The organism is Peribacillus sp. V2I11, assembly GCF_030817135.1.
Lineage (GTDB): Bacteria > Bacillota > Bacilli > Bacillales > DSM-1321 > Peribacillus > Peribacillus simplex.
Genome location: NZ_JAUSYW010000001.1, coordinates 3,061,161 through 3,079,662, shown reverse-complemented (window position 1 = coordinate 3,079,662; position 18,502 = coordinate 3,061,161). Strand labels below are relative to the sequence as shown.

At 39.5% G+C, this 18,502-nt stretch carries 14 protein-coding genes, 1 pseudogene and 1 other annotated feature; of the genes and pseudogenes, 4 read left to right on the top strand and 11 right to left on the bottom strand.

The features are described 5' to 3' along the window. Positions 1–116: 116 nt before the first annotated feature. Positions 117–1,007, bottom strand: a pseudogene (locus QFZ73_RS15025) (PhzF family phenazine biosynthesis protein). Between the two features lie 148 nt (positions 1,008–1,155). Beyond that, positions 1,156–1,409: a binding site (T-box leader), on the top strand. 64 nt (positions 1,410–1,473) lie between these two features. On the opposite strand from QFZ73_RS15025, the gene QFZ73_RS15020 reads away from it, so the two are divergent. Next, positions 1,474–2,298: an ATP-grasp domain-containing protein gene (locus QFZ73_RS15020; RefSeq protein ID WP_307267556.1), complete on the top strand. Its 825-nt coding sequence runs from the start codon at positions 1,474–1,476 to the stop codon at positions 2,296–2,298. A gap of 320 nt (positions 2,299–2,618) precedes the next feature. Here QFZ73_RS15020 and galE read toward each other — a convergent pair whose 3' ends face one another. The 8 genes from galE to QFZ73_RS14980 form a co-directional block, all read right to left on the bottom strand. Then, entirely contained in the window at positions 2,619–3,590 is a 972-nt protein-coding gene (galE, locus tag QFZ73_RS15015; RefSeq protein ID WP_307267553.1) for a UDP-glucose 4-epimerase GalE, read from the bottom strand. Between the two features lie 92 nt (positions 3,591–3,682). Next, positions 3,683–7,285 (bottom strand): CDP-glycerol glycerophosphotransferase family protein, encoded by a 3,603-nt coding sequence (locus tag QFZ73_RS15010; RefSeq protein WP_307267550.1) that lies wholly within the window; start codon positions 7,283–7,285, stop codon positions 3,683–3,685. Positions 7,286–7,442: 157 nt separating this feature from the next. Next, positions 7,443–8,330 (bottom strand): UTP--glucose-1-phosphate uridylyltransferase GalU, encoded by an 888-nt coding sequence (gene galU, locus QFZ73_RS15005; RefSeq protein ID WP_307267547.1) that lies wholly within the window; start codon positions 8,328–8,330, stop codon positions 7,443–7,445. A 573-nt stretch (positions 8,331–8,903) separates the two neighbouring features. Next, positions 8,904–9,119, bottom strand: coding sequence for a hypothetical protein (locus QFZ73_RS15000; protein ID WP_307267544.1), 216 nt, complete (start codon positions 9,117–9,119; stop codon positions 8,904–8,906). 202 nt (positions 9,120–9,321) lie between these two features. Continuing rightward, complete coding sequence (locus QFZ73_RS14995) at positions 9,322–9,963, bottom strand: NAD(P)-dependent oxidoreductase (RefSeq protein ID WP_251432475.1); 642 nt, start codon at positions 9,961–9,963, stop codon at positions 9,322–9,324. Between the two features lie 509 nt (positions 9,964–10,472). Beyond that, positions 10,473–10,883, bottom strand: a complete 411-nt coding sequence (locus QFZ73_RS14990) for a disulfide oxidoreductase (protein WP_307267538.1) — start codon at positions 10,881–10,883, stop codon at positions 10,473–10,475. Positions 10,884–10,885: 2 nt separating this feature from the next. Beyond that, positions 10,886–11,575: a DsbA family protein gene (locus tag QFZ73_RS14985; protein ID WP_307267537.1), complete on the bottom strand. Its 690-nt coding sequence runs from the start codon at positions 11,573–11,575 to the stop codon at positions 10,886–10,888. Next, positions 11,575–11,706: a hypothetical protein gene (locus QFZ73_RS14980; protein ID WP_307267534.1), complete on the bottom strand. Its 132-nt coding sequence runs from the start codon at positions 11,704–11,706 to the stop codon at positions 11,575–11,577. Before QFZ73_RS14980 ends, QFZ73_RS14985 begins: the two co-directional genes overlap by 1 nt. A 183-nt stretch (positions 11,707–11,889) precedes the next feature. On the opposite strand from QFZ73_RS14980, the gene QFZ73_RS14975 reads away from it, so the two are divergent. After that, positions 11,890–12,324, top strand: coding sequence for an Rrf2 family transcriptional regulator (locus QFZ73_RS14975; protein ID WP_251432483.1), 435 nt, complete (start codon positions 11,890–11,892; stop codon positions 12,322–12,324). A 142-nt stretch (positions 12,325–12,466) separates the two neighbouring features. Here QFZ73_RS14975 and QFZ73_RS14970 read toward each other — a convergent pair whose 3' ends face one another. Together QFZ73_RS14970 and QFZ73_RS14965 are read right to left on the bottom strand one after the other, a co-directional pair. Then, a complete protein-coding gene (locus QFZ73_RS14970; protein WP_307267527.1) occupies positions 12,467–13,825 on the bottom strand; it encodes an IS1182 family transposase in 1,359 nt (452 codons plus the stop codon). Positions 13,826–14,136: 311 nt separating this feature from the next. Further along, on the bottom strand, positions 14,137–16,776 hold the full coding sequence (locus tag QFZ73_RS14965) for an SH3 domain-containing protein (RefSeq protein ID WP_307267523.1): 2,640 nt from the start codon (positions 16,774–16,776) through the stop codon (positions 14,137–14,139). 589 nt (positions 16,777–17,365) lie between these two features. On the opposite strand from QFZ73_RS14965, the gene QFZ73_RS14960 reads away from it, so the two are divergent. Together QFZ73_RS14960 and QFZ73_RS14955 are read left to right on the top strand one after the other, a co-directional pair. Then, positions 17,366–17,971, top strand: coding sequence for a protein kinase family protein (locus QFZ73_RS14960; protein ID WP_251432491.1), 606 nt, complete (start codon positions 17,366–17,368; stop codon positions 17,969–17,971). Between the two features lie 34 nt (positions 17,972–18,005). After that, the gene (locus tag QFZ73_RS14955) at positions 18,006–18,449 is read left to right on the top strand and encodes a DUF6376 family protein (protein WP_251432494.1); all 444 of its coding nucleotides are present in this window, start codon (positions 18,006–18,008) and stop codon (positions 18,447–18,449) included. Positions 18,450–18,502: the final 53 nt, after the last annotated feature.

Genomic DNA, 18,502 nt, shown 5'->3' with positions numbered 1-18,502 from the left:
TTCATCAAGAACCCTGTGCTAAGGCATGAAACGTCTTAGCACAGGGTTTTTACGTGTTCACTATACCTTTTCAGATATGCTATCATTCAACCGCCCATCCTCCCCTGCATGAACCTTTAGACTTCCACTTCAAATTCTTTAACGTAGACAGCATTCCCGGTGATTTCAATATCATAGGTGTCATGGTTTTAGGTAGCCGTAACGCGAACTCTGCCATCCTTTCCGATTTCATGTCCCTGTTCGACTAACAGGTCCACCTCATCTTCAAGGTGATCCTTTATGTATTTTGCATAATAAGCCCCCATTACACCTGAAGCCGTTCCTGTAACCGGGTCTTCAAGCGTACCTGAAAATGGCGAGGAAAAATGCCGGGCATGCATATGGGCATCCTTATCATAGGTTTCCAGGCAAAAGGGATGAACAGAAGCTCTTGGCATTTCCTTTAATAATTGCGGAAACAGGTTATTGTCCGCCTTCATCTTTTTGAATGAACTGCGTTCTTTTACCGGAACCAGCAAAGTCCATAAACCTGTACTTCCATAAACAATGGGTAATTCACTTTCCATATCTTCTATATCAAGGCCCAGGGAACTGGCTAAGCCACCCTTATCTCCGTTAAACGCTTCAAACTGCGGCGCCGCCTGTTTCATCGTAATGTATATCTCTTGATCAGCCGTCGTATGGATCTTGATTGGCAATATTCCCGCTCCCGTTTCAATCATCACCTCATCTTTATCCAATAATCCCCTAGTCTTCAGTGCATGGATGGTAGCCATTGTCGCGTGTCCGCAAAGGTTCATTTCGTGTCCTGGTGTAAAATAACGGATTCTAAGATCGGCAATATCGGACTCCATGGGAAAAGAGGTTTCATTGAACCCCACCTTCATCGCTATATCCTGCATTTCCTTTTCCGTCAGTCCATCCGCATCTAAAACCACACCTGCCGGATTTCCTTTATTCGGTTTACTGCTGAACGCATCGTAATGAAAAACCCTTACCCTTTTCAAATCTAACATCTCCTATTAAATGAATGGTGCTTCTCCTGAATAGTCATTCTACATCTCCATCAAAATCCCTTTTTCGTCCTATACTCAGTGAAACAACCATTGATTTTATTTTCTGACTATTGTACAATTACTCAAATGCATCTAATTGTAAAATTCCACTAAGCGAAGGAGTACGTTATAATTTCTCTTCCAAAGAGAACTGGTACTTTGTTGAAAGCCAGTGTCCAGAATATAACCGAAGATCATCCCCGAGAAGTAAAGCCGAATCTTTAGTAAGCTTTACCGGTTTCCCCCGTTTTATAGGGACAACGTATTATTGTGCGTTTGTAAAGGGTAGTAATCTGCTCTCGAAGCATCTCATTAAACAAGAGTGGTACCGCGAGTTCAAATCTCGTCTCTTAATGAGACGGGGTTTTTTGTTTTTATCCTAATCAATGAAAATAACGGTAAAGCAGGTGCAGGAGGCATGCAGACACTATTATTCGTAACGGATTTATACTATGAAGCAAAAGGAAGAAATTATTATGAGGAGGATTTGTTCCTTACTTCGAAGCTTAGGGAAGATTTTCAGTTAGTACTTTGCCATCCTGAAGACATTGAAACGTTTGAGAAGGATTTTGACTTGATCATCTTTCGAAATGCCGGTCCAGTAGCCAATTTTAAAGATAAGTATCTAGCATTCCGTAATAGAGTGGCTGCTGGTTATTTGAAAACATACAATTCATTTGTTGGAAAGGCTGATATGAACGGGAAGGAATACTTAATTGAACTGACGAATGCTCAATTCCCTGTCATTCCGACCATCGATACACTTGAATCTTTAAATGAACTTCCTAATGTGGAAACGTATATAGTGAAGCCGAAAGATGGAGCGGATTCCATCAGTTTGGAATTTGCCACGAAAGAAGAATTGGGAGATAAAATGGATTCGGAATCAAAAAACACGTTGGTACAGCCATTTATCGATTTTGAGTATGAGGTCTCATTTTATTTTGTCGATATGGAATTTCAGTATGCCCTTTATGCGCCTGATAAAGAGAAAAGATGGGAATTAAAAGAATATGTACCTACTGAAGCAGATCTGGCCTTTGCTAAACGGTTTATTGAATGGAACAACCTCGATTGGGGAATCCAACGAGTTGATGCGTGCCGGAATGAGCAAGGTGAACTTTTATTAGTAGAACTGGAGGATTTAAATCCCTATCTTTCCCTGTTGGAATTAACCGATGAAACACGACAGAATTTTGTAGAGGCCCTGAAAAAATCAATCCAGAAAGCACTGGAAGCTTAGTATGTCGAATAAAGTGCGAGGTAGGTCGAAAAACTGCGGACCATGATTTTAAAATAACTTGGTTATACTACATGATTTTTACTGTTTTATATGAGCTGAAAAACTCAATTATTGAGAAATTTGCGACACTCCTGCCGAATTACTGGCTACCAAGGCCCCACAGGCGCTTGCTTTGATGAGGCTTGGCAGACAGCCGGCTGAAAGGGAGAGGATTTCTGAAATCACCTGCAGCTTTATTCAAATAAAAAAACTGCAGGCAAACTCGCTTTTCTTCGAGTTTGTCTACAGTCTGAAACGACTATCTAGTCCCTAAGGGGCCTTTAATTCAATTGAGATTTATGCCATTTCCACGCACTTTCAATGATTTCTTCCAAATCTATCGACGCTTTCCATCCAAGTTCTTCATATATCTTATTAGCCGAAGCAACCAGGCGGGCTGGATCTCCAGGGCGACGATCCGCATACTCTATGGTCGGTTTCACTCCTGTGACTTTTTCACAAGTGTCGATTACATCCTTAACCGAAAATCCTTTTCCATTCCCAAGATTGTAGATGGCCGTATCCTTCTTCCCGGATAATAGGGCTTGAAGCGCGATTATATGAGCTTGAGCTAAATCCGTTACATGAATATAATCACGAATGCAAGTTCCATCTTCTGTGTCATAGTCCGTTCCAAACACGGAAATCTTCTCACGTTGACCTAATAAATGCTGTAAAATGATTGGAATCAGGTGTGTTTCCGGATCATGGCTTTCACCAATTTCTGCCGACGCATGTGCTCCGGCCGCATTAAAGTAACGCAAGACGACATAATGTAGTCCATATGCCTCTGCAAAGTCTCCTAAGATCTGCTCTACCATCAATTTCGAGCGACCATATGGATTAATCGGATTGGTTGGCTGATCTTCATCAATCATATCAACATTCGGTATCCCGTATGTAGCTGCCGTTGATGAAAAAATGAAATTCTTAACATCATGCTTGAGCATGGTATTCAATAATGTAAGAGTTGCCCCTACATTATTATCATAGTATTTATAAGGATCTTGAACAGACTCACCAACCAAGCTATTAGCGGCAAAGTGCATAACAGCTTTAATGGGATATTTAAGGAATATTTCATTCAAAACCGCTTCGTCCCCTAAATTTCCTTCCACCAAGATGGCATTCGAATCGACCAGCGAACGAAAACCGGTTGAGAGATTATCCAGGATGACTACCTCTTCAGTATTCACTAATTCTTTTACAAGATGACTTCCAATATATCCTGCACCGCCAACGACCAAAATCATATAGAATTTCCCCTTTTACTTTAAGCTTAAATGAATCATTAACAAATCTCGCAACCTATATGTGAGGTCTAATTATAAGAACCTCCCTCACTTTATAGGCATTTATTGAAAGTTTCCATGGCCAATCCATTATATTGGGTGTAATCAAACTTCGCTAGTTTAGGATTATCATTACTAACCATAGTAGATAAGCCCTTTTCCAGTCCATCAATGCTATTTTCAACAAGTAAACCATATTTACCGTTTTCCAAAACGGTTCGGTTAGCCACTATATCAGTAGCCATGATTTTCATTCCTAAAGTCATTGCCTCCAATAAAACCATAGGCTGCCCTTCATAATGTGAGGAAAGAACGAAGCAGTCACATTTTCCCATGAACGAAAATGGATTTTCAAGCTGACCCAAAAGATGAACGGAATGATTTAAGTCCAGCTCATCAATGATTTCCTGCAAATCTTCCTTTAAAGGTCCTTGTCCTAAAATATACAGTTTACTATTTTTGTGTTTCTCATGAAAGCCTGCGAATGCACGAATCAAATTATCTTGACCTTTTTCAGGAGATAATCTTCCCATATTGACAAAGTTAAAATCATTTTCATCAGGATATGGAACGAATTGATTATTCACTTCCAATCCATGCACCTCTTGTACGATTAACGCCTGCTTATCGATCCAGCCTATAGATATCCCGTCCAATAATATATGGGCATAAGTACCAAGTTGAGTAACCGCTTCTTTATCGAATTCCACGATCCGGCCATTAAAGGTTGGCCCATTTTCCAAGACCATGGCATCTTGCAGCCCATAAGGCTTATCCCAAATATTATAATCGCCTAAGTTAATTTCGGCAGTGCCGCGCACTTCCCGTTCTTTTAACAGGATTGGCTCTTCTATGATTTCGAATGCCCCCGTATTTAACCAGCCAATTTTCTTATTATCGATTTCGAAAAGGTAATAGCCGCCTTTGTTGGTTCTGTTATACTTTATGATTCTGACGATTTGCCCTTCAAAATCGATTGCCTTGCTCACTCTCTTAGCCTTGTAGTTCGGATAAGCCTTCGTCCAGATTGTATGGTCTTCCGGGTTAGTTATTTTTCCGTACTTCTGATTGCCGGTGTTTATTTCCTTCAGCGTCCTATTCTCAATCTTATCGATGAATTTTTTATTGTTTTTATAGTTTCTGGATAATATATATTTTCTTTTCATCATGATTTGCAGCTTGTCATTAAAGCTCATGTCTTCATTGATTGTACAATGTTCAAGCATGGATAAAGCAGAATTATCTATCCAGCCTATTATCTTGTTTTTTACAGAAATTCTGCTGTAAATCGAATGCTGGGTTTTTGCTTCCCTATCGACTTTTACAATGACCCCTTTAAAATCTAGACTGCCGGAAACTTTGTACGTTCCTTCAACCTTATACGGCAAGGACCAAATATAATTCGATCGAGGTCTTACTAACCTTGCAATTTTATCGACTTCTTTTTCATAAATGATGCTGTCTGGCAACAGCTCCACAGCTTCTTCACTAATCCAGCCTATTATTTGATTGTTATGACTGAATTTGTAAAAATTCTTTTGATCAGCATAGGCTTTTCTCGAAATCACGATTTCAGCGTCTTCAAATCGTTCTTCCAGTGGAAATTGAGTGGCATTCGAAACTCCCGGAAGGGTATTCCAAACTTGATTATCCTTAACATCCCTTAATATCGCCCTTGCTTTGAAGTTTTCTGTGAACAATGCCTTTTCATCATTTTCGATAACTTCAGTTTCATTTGAATCGATTTGAAGGATTTTATCCGGATTGATAGAATTCATTACATAATCAAACTTATCGTAGTCTGCATACCCCAATAGATTCTTTCGGTTTAATTCCATCGTTCCCTCAGAAACACTTACCAGTTTATCAAATCGATTGTATACCGAAAAAATCCCTCTTAAATTAATACGGTGAGGTCTTTTTCCATTAATGATGCGCTCACTATCAGAAAGCAAATCATTGTGCATATAACAAACTTTCTTTTTTGCATCTGCCGCCAGCAGATATTTAGCCCAATAATGGCTATAACCGCTAAAATCGATAACAAAATCAAACTTTGATTTACCGAATAAACGTGCATGCTCTCTAATATAGGCATTTTCCGGGTAAAGCTTCTTCCCTAAGAAACCTCTTTCCCCTCTGTTATGGATGAATTTGTCTTTGTAGACTTCCAAAAATTTATACACAGGCAAGCCAGGTTTGAATAGAAAACGCACATTATTATTAACCTTGCCCATATTTTTCAAAACCTCGTGCGAGTGGGGAGTGGCAGTAAAACAGCTGACATCATATTTATCATAATCAATATTATTCATTAAATTAAGGAAAGAGGATGTAATTCCGTTATCCTTCAATCCGCCCGGATAAATTAATATTTTTTCCTTTGCGGAATCCAGCCCAGTAATTGTGTTTAGTTGTTTCGTAGACTTATTGAAAATATTATTGACTATTCTCTCTGTTACTTTTCCATCCTCATGGTTAATGAATTTTTCCTGCATTTTTTTATATTTATCGGAATATCTCAATTTCACACTTTTAATATCTTTAATGGCCAGTGCCAATTCTTTTGAGTTAAAAAGCATTGGTCCCGGGAGTTCGTCATTTTGGAGATATTGTCCCCTTTGCTCTGAATAAACGTCCGTATCCCATGTGTAAAATAGAATGGGCTTATCGGTAACAAGATAATCAAAGAAAATGCTGGAATAATCCGTGATAAGCAAATCAACTGCAGCAAGCAATTCATTTGTATCCACATGGTCAGGTACTAGTCGATCCTTGATTTCCGAATGCTTGGCAGCCTCTTTATATAGAAATGGATGCACCTTAATAAATAGGTTATATTGTTCACCAATTTGACTTTGTAAATAATTAATATCTGCAATGATTTGAAGAAGATCGTTATCTACTTTGGCCAAATTCGTCCCCTTCCAAGTCGGGGCATATAAAATATTTTCCTTGGCATCACTGATTTTCAAACCTAGAGTTCTTAGATATTCCTTATACTCCCCCGGATTCGTATTCAGCGTCAAATCGATTCTCGGATATCCTTCTTCTATAATTTCACCTTTATACAATCCATTTAACTTATAGCTATGTGTAAATATGTTGGTAGTATGGGCATTAGGGCTCAAAATGAAATCTGCACTCAAAAAGTTCCTGACAACGTTTTGAGAGACCGAAGGGTTACCGGGTATATCGAAGCCCATGTTCTTAAGGGGCGTTCCATGCCAAGTATTGATGTAAATTTGATCGCTTTTAGGGATGAAGAACGACTGGAATGTGGAGTTATTGATCAAATACTCACTTGATGCCAACCATTTTAAGTATTCCTTTGAATTACGTTGAACAAATTGAACATTCGGCATATCCTTATACTTCGCTATTATACCTGAGAGGACACTGAAATCCTGGATGGACCAAATGTGCATAAAATCTTGATAGTCTTGATTTTCCAGCATATATTTAAACATCGCGTATGGACTGTCAGTCATACTGTTTCCATCACGACTCTCATATAGAATTGTGTTTTTTTGCACGCTTAATTTCTCATAATACTTTGCATATCTATTTACACGCTGATGATTTCCCTTCATTAGGAAATTGGCGATAGGCTGTTTGAAGAAATCGACTTTTCTTTTTATTACCTTCTTATTCACTAAATAGGCATCCCCTTTTATGGATTTATATTCATCATTCAAAAATATGTTTGCCTTCCATTAACCAAAAATAACAACTATGAATGATCAATAGTTGGAGATTTTTTAAAAATGATTACTCTATTAAATTAAAAGATTATGAATGGGCAGTAAAAGTTTATTTGTCCACTGCCTTGTGCAGTTCGAGGATATTTTCCATTACTTTTATAATGTCGTCTCTTAAATCTGGACGTTGCAGGGCAAATTCAATTGTCGTTTTCACAAAGCCATCGACAACACCGACATCATAGCGTTTTCCTTCAAAATCGTAAGCGAAGACTTTTTGGATTTCATTCAGTTTTTGGATGGCATCCGTTAACTGGATTTCACCGCCAGCCCCTGTTTCCTGCTTGGCTAGGAAATCGAATATTTCCGGAGTCAGTATGTATCTTCCCATTATGGCCAGATTGGATGGTGCCGTTCCTTGTTTTGGTTTTTCAACGAAACGGTTCACTTCGTATCTTCTGCCTTCTTGCGTAAGCGGGTCAATGATGCCGTATCTATGTGTTTCGTTCTCATTTACCGGCTGCACTCCAATGATGGACGAACCTGTCGCATCATATTCGTTGATTAATTGACGTAGGGAGGGCACATCGCTTTCTACGATATCATCGCCTAAAAGGACAGCAAAAGGCTCATCACCAATAAAGTTACGTGCACACCAAACAGCATGTCCGAGACCTCTCGGTTCTTTTTGCCTAATGTAGTGGATATTGGCTAAATTGGATGGGTATTGCACCTTCTCCAATAAATCGAATTTCCCTTTATCCCTCAGGTTATTCTCTAGTTCGTATGCATTATCAAAATGATCTTCTATCGCTCGTTTATTCTTTCCCGTGACAATGATTATATCTTCAATTCCCGCTCTCACGGCTTCTTCTATAATATATTGAATGGTTGGTTTATCCACTATTGGCAGCATTTCTTTAGGCATCGCCTTCGTTGCGGGCAAAAATCTAGTTCCCAATCCCGCTGCAGGTATAATGGCCTTTTTAACTTTTTTCATTCTTGTAACTCCCTCATATTAAGATAAAACTACAAATTTTACTTATTCCTCCTTTTTATAGTAACATAGACTCGTTTTTTGTAAATATATTAACGGAAAAAATATCCTCCAATTGTAAACGCATCCATAATTGAAACTTTCACCCAACTCAATATCCCGCTTTCTTCTTGAAAATATAAGGCCTTTCCCCGATATTTCAGGAAAAGGCCTTATTTTTCTTAATTATATGACTGATAGGTCCAAAGACTTATTCATTTAGCACCGTTGATCATCTCATTAATATTTTCCATGAAAGCATTCATGACCTGCTTCAAAAATTTCAGCTCGGCTTCTTCCATCGATTCACCTTGGATCCCGAAATAGAATTTGATTTTAGGTTCTGTACCAGATGGCCGCAATCATACCCGTGTGCCATCTTCAAGGAAGTACTTAATTACATTTGATTTAGGTAAATAAATGACTTCTCTTCTTCCTTATTGGTGCCCACCGTCAGCTTCACACCGCTTTGATAATCCTCCTGCATCGTTACAGCTTTTCCGGCAATTTGCTTTGGAGGAGCCTCACGGAACTGATTCAGTATCCCTTGAATCTGCCCGGCGCCTTTAGATTCATCCGATTGGTACCTGCCCCAATTTCCCCGCGTATACCGCCTGTGCCGAATTCCAAGTTCTTATAAAACGCATCTTCTATATTTTTTTCATCATCTTGCATCTCGTTAAGTAATGATTTCATTTCATTATCAGGGGCTGCGAAAATCCCACATGAGCCGTAAGAACATTTCCAATCCATCTTCGCCTAGTCCTTCTTTCTTCGTTTCTTGTGGGGAATCTATGTATTTTAACCAAAAACCAACAGTTATCATTAATAAAAAAAGCCGTTCACAGGACTTTCTTGCTATATTATTTTTGACAAAAATCCTGGGGATGGAATTTAAATGGAGCAAAAAAAATGACGTCACCACCAGGAGCGACGTCCACTAAAACCTTACAAATTATTCAGCTTCGGCAACAACGGTAAAGCGTTGGTTAATGTGCTGCGGGTTTTCAATTTCATCAAGTACTGCAAGGGCAAAATCAGCATAGCTTACATAGCTTTCACCCTTTGAGTTTACAAGAAGGTTGTCTTTCCCCAGTTTATACCCACCTGTTCTATTTCCTTGCGGATCAAAGAAGGCGGAAGGACTGATGAACGTCCATTGGATGCCAGTTGCATTTTGTAGATCTCCAAGGTTCTTGGATTGATTAAAGGCTGTTGCAAAGTATTCTTTAGGGAACTCAGGCGTATCCAGTACACGGATCGTTTTTGCCTCGTCAACGAAAAGGCTTCCAGCTCCGCCAACAACGATCAGTTTAGTTTGAGGAGCCCCTTTCATTGCATCGATCAAGATTCTTCCTGCCTCGACATGCAGATGTTCTTTCCCTGGAGCAGCGCCAAAGGCATTCACTACCACATCAAATTCTTTAATATCTTCTGCTTTCAGATCGAATACGTCTTTTTCCAGTACGGATGCTCCTTGAATTTGGACTTTAGCTTCATCCCTGACAATGGCCGTTACTTCATGTCCCCTAGTCAATGCTTCCTTTAAAATCAGACTTCCAGCTTTTCCGCTCGCACCAATAATACCGATTCTCATTTTAAATTCCTCCTATATATTGTTTTTGAAACTTTTATTGTAACTTAATTACTTACATGTAATAATATAAGTTACAGGTACCCATTTGTCAACTTTATTATTTAGAGGTGTTTCGTTGGAGTTATATCCTAATTTTCGTCGATATATTGCAAGTTTCGGAGATATCCCCCTGTTTTTCGTCGATATATTGCAGATTTCGGAGATATATCCTGTTTTTCGTCAATATATTGCAGATTTCGGAGTTATATCCTAATTTTCGTCGATATATTGCAGATTTCGGAGATATACCCCTGTTTTTCGTCGGTATATTGCAGATTTCGGAGATATATCCTGTTTTTCGTCGATATATTGCAAGTTTCGGAGAATATCCTATATTTTCGTCGATATATTGCAAGTTTCGAAGATATACCCCTGTTTTTCGTCGATATATTGCAGATTTCGGAGATATATCCTGTTTTTCGTCGGTATATATAAAAAAAGCACCATTCCTTTTAGAATGGTGCGCTTAATTACATGCTGATTTTCTTTTTCATCAGCAGTCCCATGCAGATAGTGATGAGAGTAAAAGCGATAAAGGCCAAAAACGGGATCGTGATGAATCCTAGCCAATTTATATACTCACCTGAGCAAGGTACACCGCTTTGACACATTTCGAAATGCTGTAGGGCTGGAATTTTTTGCAGACTATAGTGATACCCTGACACCAACATGCCCAAAATCGATAGTGGGAGGATGTATCGATAAATTTTCAGGTCTTGCTCATAAAAGGCCCGGCCCAATAAAATAACGAGCGGGTACATCAAGATCCTTTGATACCAACAAAAGGTACAGGGTACATAATGGAGGATCTCACTAAAGTAGAGACTTCCAGCAGTGGCCATGATGGACAGGATCCAGGAAAATAATAGTGGCTTGTTCATCACTATTTCTCCTTCGCTGCATCATCAACCATTTTCACTAAATCATCAATTGTATTTCCTTCAAACTTCTTGCCATTGACAAATAAGGAAGGAGTTCCAGAAACACCCAATTCGTCAGCCGAATCCATATCCTTGTTCCATTGGTCCTCGGACTTATCGGCTTTAAAAGAGGAAACGACCTTTTTCACATCTTTGTCATTTGTGATTTCTTTCAATGTTTCTTCTAGGAATTTGTCCGTAAAGACATCTTCCTTTTCATATTTCGGGTCATCTGGCTGCTTATCATACAACAGCTCATGAAATTTCCAAAAGGTATCATTCCCCAATTCCTGATAAACGCTTTCCGCAAATTTAGCGGATCTGGTTGAATCGACGTTAATGAACGAATAATTCATGAAATAAAATTGCGCTTTTCCTGTATCAATCAATTCACTTTGTATAGAAGGAAAGAATTGTTCCTCGAATGTCTTGCAGACTGGACATTTATAATCTCCAAATTCCACTATTTGGACAGGAGCCGATTTTTCTCCCAAATAAGGCTGTGATTTATAATCGATTTCATTAACGGCTGTATCTTCGTCCTTCCCATTTGCCAAAAATATAAAGCCAATAATGATTACAGCAATTAACCCTATGATCCAAAACGTGAATGCAGAAGATTGTTTTTGATTACCCTTTTTTTTATTAGCCATCATATACCTCCATCACTTGTAGTTGTGTCGATATTCCTTCTCCAGCCATAGCGGCCGATTTCAGTTCCCCCTTCCTGCACCTGTTCACCTGTAACTGATTCATTTACACGTAATAATATAAGTTTCATCATGATGGTTTGTCAATTACACATACCTTTTATTTTTGCTCTTGCAAAAACGGCGTTACTTGACAAGGAAACGTTTAATGGATAAATATTATTCTTGCAGGCCATTATAACTTGTAACCACTTGAATTACATGTTAAATAATTTATACTATATAAGAATAGAGATTTTAAAGGAGAGAAAAAAGAGATGTCCATCAGTACCCGCTTTTCCGTAGGAATCCATATATTATCTCTTTTAGAAATAAACAAAGAAGGCGTTAACACTTCTGATTTTATAGCAAAAAGTGTAAACACCAACCCGGCCTTAATCAGAAAAATCACCGGCATGCTGAAGAATGCAGGTTTAGTGAACGTTCGGCCGGGTATCGCCGGAGCGACATTGGCCAAGGACTTATCGGATATTACTTTGCTCGATGTTTATCAGGCTGTTAACGTTGTCTCCGATAAAGAATTATTTGGAATCCATGAAAACCCTAATCCAGCATGCACTGTTGGAAGAAATATACAAGATACAATAGAACCCATCTTTTCAGTTGCTGAACTTGCCTTGGAAAAAGCATTGGGAGTCGTGACGATCGAGGATGTCGTTAGGGGTATTCTGGAAAAGGATAAAACTAAATAGCAAAAAAAACACATGAGTCGGACTCATGTGTTCAGTTTGTAGACAAAAGGGGTTCGGAATTAAAAAATTCTGAACCCCTTTTGAAATTCCCTTTGAATTTTCGCCTAAAGTTAAGAGATTGGGGCTCTACGAGCCCACTATGTTAGGCCATTTTTGGACCTCGCCATGTCCAATTGGCCATCTTCTTTAAATTAATGGCAGCGAAAGTAAGCATCGCCTGCATCGACAATTTTTTAAGTCCCCTTAAAGTAGTCCAACGCATACCATGCTTTTCTTTTGCATCTGCGAATACACGCTCAATCGTTTCTTTACGTTTTGCATATATAGGTTTTACATCTTGATGATGACGCAGATGATCTGCTTCTTCCACATGTGTTTTCCAGATATGCCGTGTCACCACTTTTTGACAGTCTTTGCTTTCTGTACACCGAGATAAAAATGAGCATGTTGTACAAATTTGTTTTGGCGATTTGTACTCGCGATAGCCCTCTTTATTTGTTGTTGAGTACTTTAAAGTTTCGCCCGAAGGGCACAGGTAACAATCAAAATGTTCATCGTATACATAGTCCTGTTTGCGGAAAAATCCTTCTTTGGTGCGAGGACGTGTATAAGGTAAAGCCGGTATGATTTCTTTGTTAAATAGGTAGCTTGTAATCGCTGGTGTTTTATAAGCTGCATCTGCGGCAACGGCTTCCGGTTTTCCAACTTTCTCAATCACTTGTTCAACTAGTGGCTCTAAGATCTGACTGTCATGTGTATTTCCAGGTGTTACAATCGTTCCCAATACAAAACCGTTGCGGTCTGCGGCCGCGTGGAATGAATAGGCAAACTGTTTTGTTCGTTCATCTTTCACATAGTAGCCACTCTCAGAATCCGTTGTACTTTCTTTAATCTCTTTGGTCTCTTCTTTATCAAATTTATCTGGTGGAAAAGGCTTTTTTTCATGGTTTTCACGATCTTGATTGATTTCTTCTTGAAGACGTCCTTGATACGCTCGTGTTTCTTTACGAACGATTTTCTTTTCAAATTTCCGTTTATTCGCACTGGCTTTCACATGTGTGGAATCCACGAAAACGTGTTCAGCACTTATTAACTTTTTATTAGCAGCTGTCATTAAAATGCGATAGAAAATCTGTTCAAATAGGTCTGTATCTTTAAAGCGTCGCTCATAATTTTTCCCGAACGTAGAGAAATGAGGTACTTTATCATGGAAACCATAGCCTAAGAACCAACGGTAAGCCATATTGGTTTCAACTTCTTCAATCGTTTTACGCATGGAACGAATACCGAAGGTATATTGAATGAAAGTCAGTTTAACTAAAATAACTGGATCAATACTTGGGCGTCCTACCTCTGAATACATATCTTTCACCAAGTCATAAATGAAAGTGAAGTCAATGGCAGCCTCCATTTTACGAACCAAATGGTTCGGTGGCACCAGTTGATCTAAAGTAATCATTTCAAGTTGATCTCGCTGAATAGAATCATGTTTAGAAAGCATCCTCATCACCTCAAGTTTTAATACTTCTATTTTAAAACAAAAATGACTCCAGGCAAAAGTGTTCTATCTAAAAGGTAAGACAAAGTTGATTGGAACGGAAGGTACGAGACTCCTGCGGGAAAAGCGCGTCTAGGGGAGACCCCGCAGGCGAAAGCCGAGGAGGCTCCCCGACCGCCCGCGGAAAGCGAGTGCCTGGAGTGGAAATCAACGTCCAAATTGTACAAGCCATAAAAATAGACAAACTCGATTTTCATCGAGTTTGTCTACAGTCTGAACACATGAGTCGGACTCATGTGTTTTTTGCCGTTTTATCATTTGTACTTAGGAACTTCAACCGCCAATTTATAGGAATCTAATAAACTATACAAATTATAAATCTGTTTCACTTGTTTTGTTGCCCAGCCAATATCAGTTGCATACTGGTGTGAAGCATATCCATATTTCTCTGCAGCTGTAGGATTCCATCGCATCTTGTAAAGCGTGTCCTGTCCAGCAGAGATATATCCTTTGGCGATGAATTCGGCACCGCCAATGATGGCCGCTTCCGGTGTGAACCAGCCTGCATTATAGGCGTATTGAGCGCCGCTGCTTAACGCCGTACCGTCAAAGGCTCCCACTCCATACATATTATAGACCGTTTTCCCGTTCACCTTAACGCCAGTCGCTAACGGTGAAGTGCCATTCCCAGTCTCCAGCAAAGCATGTGAAATCAGGTAGATTTCATTGACCCCGTATTTTTCCCCTGCCGCAGTGAAGGTTGCAGCTTGGCCTTGTAAAATCCCTTTACCTGAAAGGATTCTATCATTCACCTCGGAAACGTTCATGTTGGTGACTTGGGAGAGCTTGACGAATTGGAATGAATTGATTGGATCATTCACAAAATTACTTGGGTTGAGATTATATTCTAAATCTTCCGTACTGGCATTCACCCATGTCTTGTTATAGTCCACCTCATACCAATAGTATCCGTCAGAGCCCTTTACTTTGGATTTAATATTCATGGATTGATAATTGCTGACGGGACCGACTACCCAATAATTAGATCCAGCTCCGCCCCTGACACGCCAACCGGTTCCTTTTACCGTACCTTTTGTTGAATTGATTAAAGTTAGCCCATCTTCACGTATGTAGGTTTTATACTTTTTATCCGTTTGCCCATTTAAGGCCATTTGAATTTCGACCATTTTTTCCATCGTAAGATTATACTCTTTATCGATCCTGATTATCGATCCATTCGAACTTCCTGGACCTTCCGGTGCTTTGACCGTTAAATATTGTGAACTGACATATCCCGTTTTTCCATTGGCCGTGACTCTTGACCAACCATTAGACTCTGAATACACCGTTACGGCCGTATTATTTACAAGCTTGGCTATAATTGAAGCGGAAGCTGATGCAGAAGACCGCATATTCAGACTGGAGCCATCATTCACATTAACATATTTAACTACCGTGTTTTTTTCTTCGTCCGGATTCAGCCCCGGTAAAGAACCAGGCTTCGTTGCTGATAGATATTGCGTACTGATATAGCCTTCTCCGCCATATGCTTTAACTTTTGACCAGCCATTTGATTCCGAGATGACTTCTACCTCTACACCCCTTGCCAATTTAACAATGACGGAAGCACTCTCTGACGGCTTATTCCTCATATTCAGAGAACCCGAGCTGACATTTACATATTTCGTCGTCGTTTTTTCAGGCGTGACGGCCGTTGATCCCGCTCCTGGCTTTGAATCAGATAGATATTTTGTGTTGACATACCCATCCTTCCCATTAGCCTTGATTTTCGCCCAACCTTTGGATACCGAATACACCGTCACTTCCGTTCCTTTTGACAGCTTTGCGTCTATGCTGGCGCTTTCCGACCCGCTCTTTCTCATATTGAGCGTTCCAGAGCTGACATTTACATATTTCGTCGTCGTTTTTTCAAGCGTGACGGCCGTTGATTCCGTTCCTGGTTTTGTTGTCGATAGATATTTGGCACTGACATGGCCGTCCTTTCCATTGGCTTTGACTTTCGCCCAGCCATTGGATTCCGAATAGACCGTCACTTCCGTCCCTTTTGAAAGCATCGCGACTATGCTGGCGCTTTCCGATCCGCTTTTTCTCATATTGAGCGTTCCGGAGCTTACGTTTACATATTTTGTCGTCATTTTTTCAGGTGTGACAGCCGTTGATCCCGATCCTGGCTTTGAATCAGATAGATATTTGGTGTTGACATATCCGTCCTTTCCAATGGCTTTGACTTTCGCCCAGCCATTGGATTCCGAATAGACCGTCACTTTCGTTCCTTTTGAAAGTATGGCGACTATGCTTGCGGTAGCTTTCCCGCTTTTTCGCATATTGAGTGAACCCGTGCTCACATTCACATATTTCGTTGTCGTTTTAACCGCTGCCGCAGCTTTCGTTACCGTTCCAGGCTTCGTTGTCGATAGATACTTCGCACTGACATATCCTTCTTTTCCATTGGCTTTGATCTTCACCCAGCCTTTGGATTCCGAATAGACCGTCACCTGTGTGCCCCCTGTCAGCTTCGCGACTATGCCGGCACTATCACTACCGCTTTTTCGCATATTAAGTGAACCTGTGCTCACATTCACATATTTTGTTGTCGTTTTAACGGTTACTGCAGTGTTCGTTAAAGTCCCTGGCTTTGTTGCCGATAAATACTTGGTACTGACATATCCATCTTTTCCGTTGGCTTTGATCTTCGCCCAGCCTTTGGATTCCGAATAGACCGTCACCTGTGTGCGATTTGCCAGCTTTCCAACTATGCTTGCACCTTCCGACCCGTTTTTTCGCATATTGAGCGAACCGGAATTTACATGTACAAACATGACATCTTCAATATTGGCCTGTTCAGCATGTAGTGGAGCTGCAGATATTTTTTCTTCGAAAGCAACTGTAGACAACACTGCAAAACAGAAAGTTGGTATAATTAATTTCTTCATCTCATTCTCCCTACTAAGGAATTATATTTTTAACATTTATTTAAATATCGGTTAAAACCAGTATAATAATATAGGTATTTATACTCATTAATCTAAAATTTATCATATCCCTTTAGATCTATAGGGAGAAAAAGGAGATTGTAGCATATTAGTAAACTAATAGACATTTAAGTAATTAAATAGAAATATTTGCAATGAAACTTACGCGACAAGCTAATAATAAAAATAAAGTATATTGATATAATTACTTAGCGCTCAAATTAATGCTTATGAGACGAGCATCTTTCTGCATTTACCGAATATACATAAAGGGTGAGCACACGATCCCTATATTTGACGGATCGAGGCAATAACCTATATAATTACTGTATATAACTTATAAGAATTCTTCTGTTAAGGGGAGTAGCTATACAATAAAGTCGTCAGTACAGGATTGAATCCTCGGCTTTATTGGCAACTGATTTTAGTTGTTTGCAAGACCTTGCCGATTATTTGGTGAGGTCTTTTAATTTTTAAAAGACGGTATAACCAATAATCGGTTATACCGTCTTTTTTGATTCGAAAAAATTGCACAATAGAGGTGAAAAGTATGCCGAACTATAATGAATTAGCTCAAAGCGTGAAGATTTCCGATGATAAAAAGCATATATTGCTTGATGCCGACCCATCTTTATCACTAATCGGAAAAGGCCGAAGCGCATATGTATTCCGAATACATTCCACCAATGAAGCACTAAAAGTGTTTTTCCCGGATCATACTCACACAGCTAAAGTTGAAGCTGAAATATACAAAACCGTCCAATCCATCGAATACTATCCAACCCTATATGATGCGGGGGTAAATTACCTGGTTATAGATCACATTGAAGGCAACACTCTTTTTGAATGTTTAACATTGGGAATCCCGATAACGGAAGAAAACATCGCGGAGATAGACCATGCTCTGCAATTGGCAAGGAAAGAGGGATTGAATCCTTCGGATATCCATTTACGAAACATCTTCATCACTTCCGAAAAAAAGGTGAAGATCATTGACGTTGCAAGGTTTAAGCAAGTGAAATCCTGCAATCAGTGGCACGACTTGAAAAGTGCATTTCACCTTTTCTATTCGAAGTCATTTTTCCCGAAGAAGATCCCTGGCTTCATACTGAATTCCATTGCAGCGATTTACAAAAAGAGATTTCTTCCCATTTGATCATTACTATAAATAAATTACATTGGAGGCCCATATGAAAAAAATAATGACCATTGCTGTACTTTCCATCCTTACCTTAAGCGGATGCTCGCTTTTGGGAGAAGTCAATTCATCATTGGAGTATGCAGATGATGCGACGGAGTATGTAAATACCGTTAAGGATTTTGCCAATGAGGTGCCCGCATTGTCACAAGACGCCGTCACGAATGACGAAGCAAGAGCAAACCTTGAAAAAGAACTGGAATTGATGAAAACGGAGATTGAAGAATTCAATGCAACTGAACCACCCCAAATCGCTGAAGGCATCCATGAAAAGATCGTCAGCTCAAATCAACAGCTTTCAGATGGAATTGAATTATATCTGAATAATATTGAAAATGGCCAAATTGACCCTAAGGCATTGGAAGATTCAGAGATAATGAAATCAATCGATAATATAACAGGATTGGCAAAACAAATTGAAGAGTTGGGTAATTAAGCAGCCTGCAATGAATAAAAAGGAATCGCTTGAAACAAATTATTGACATGAAA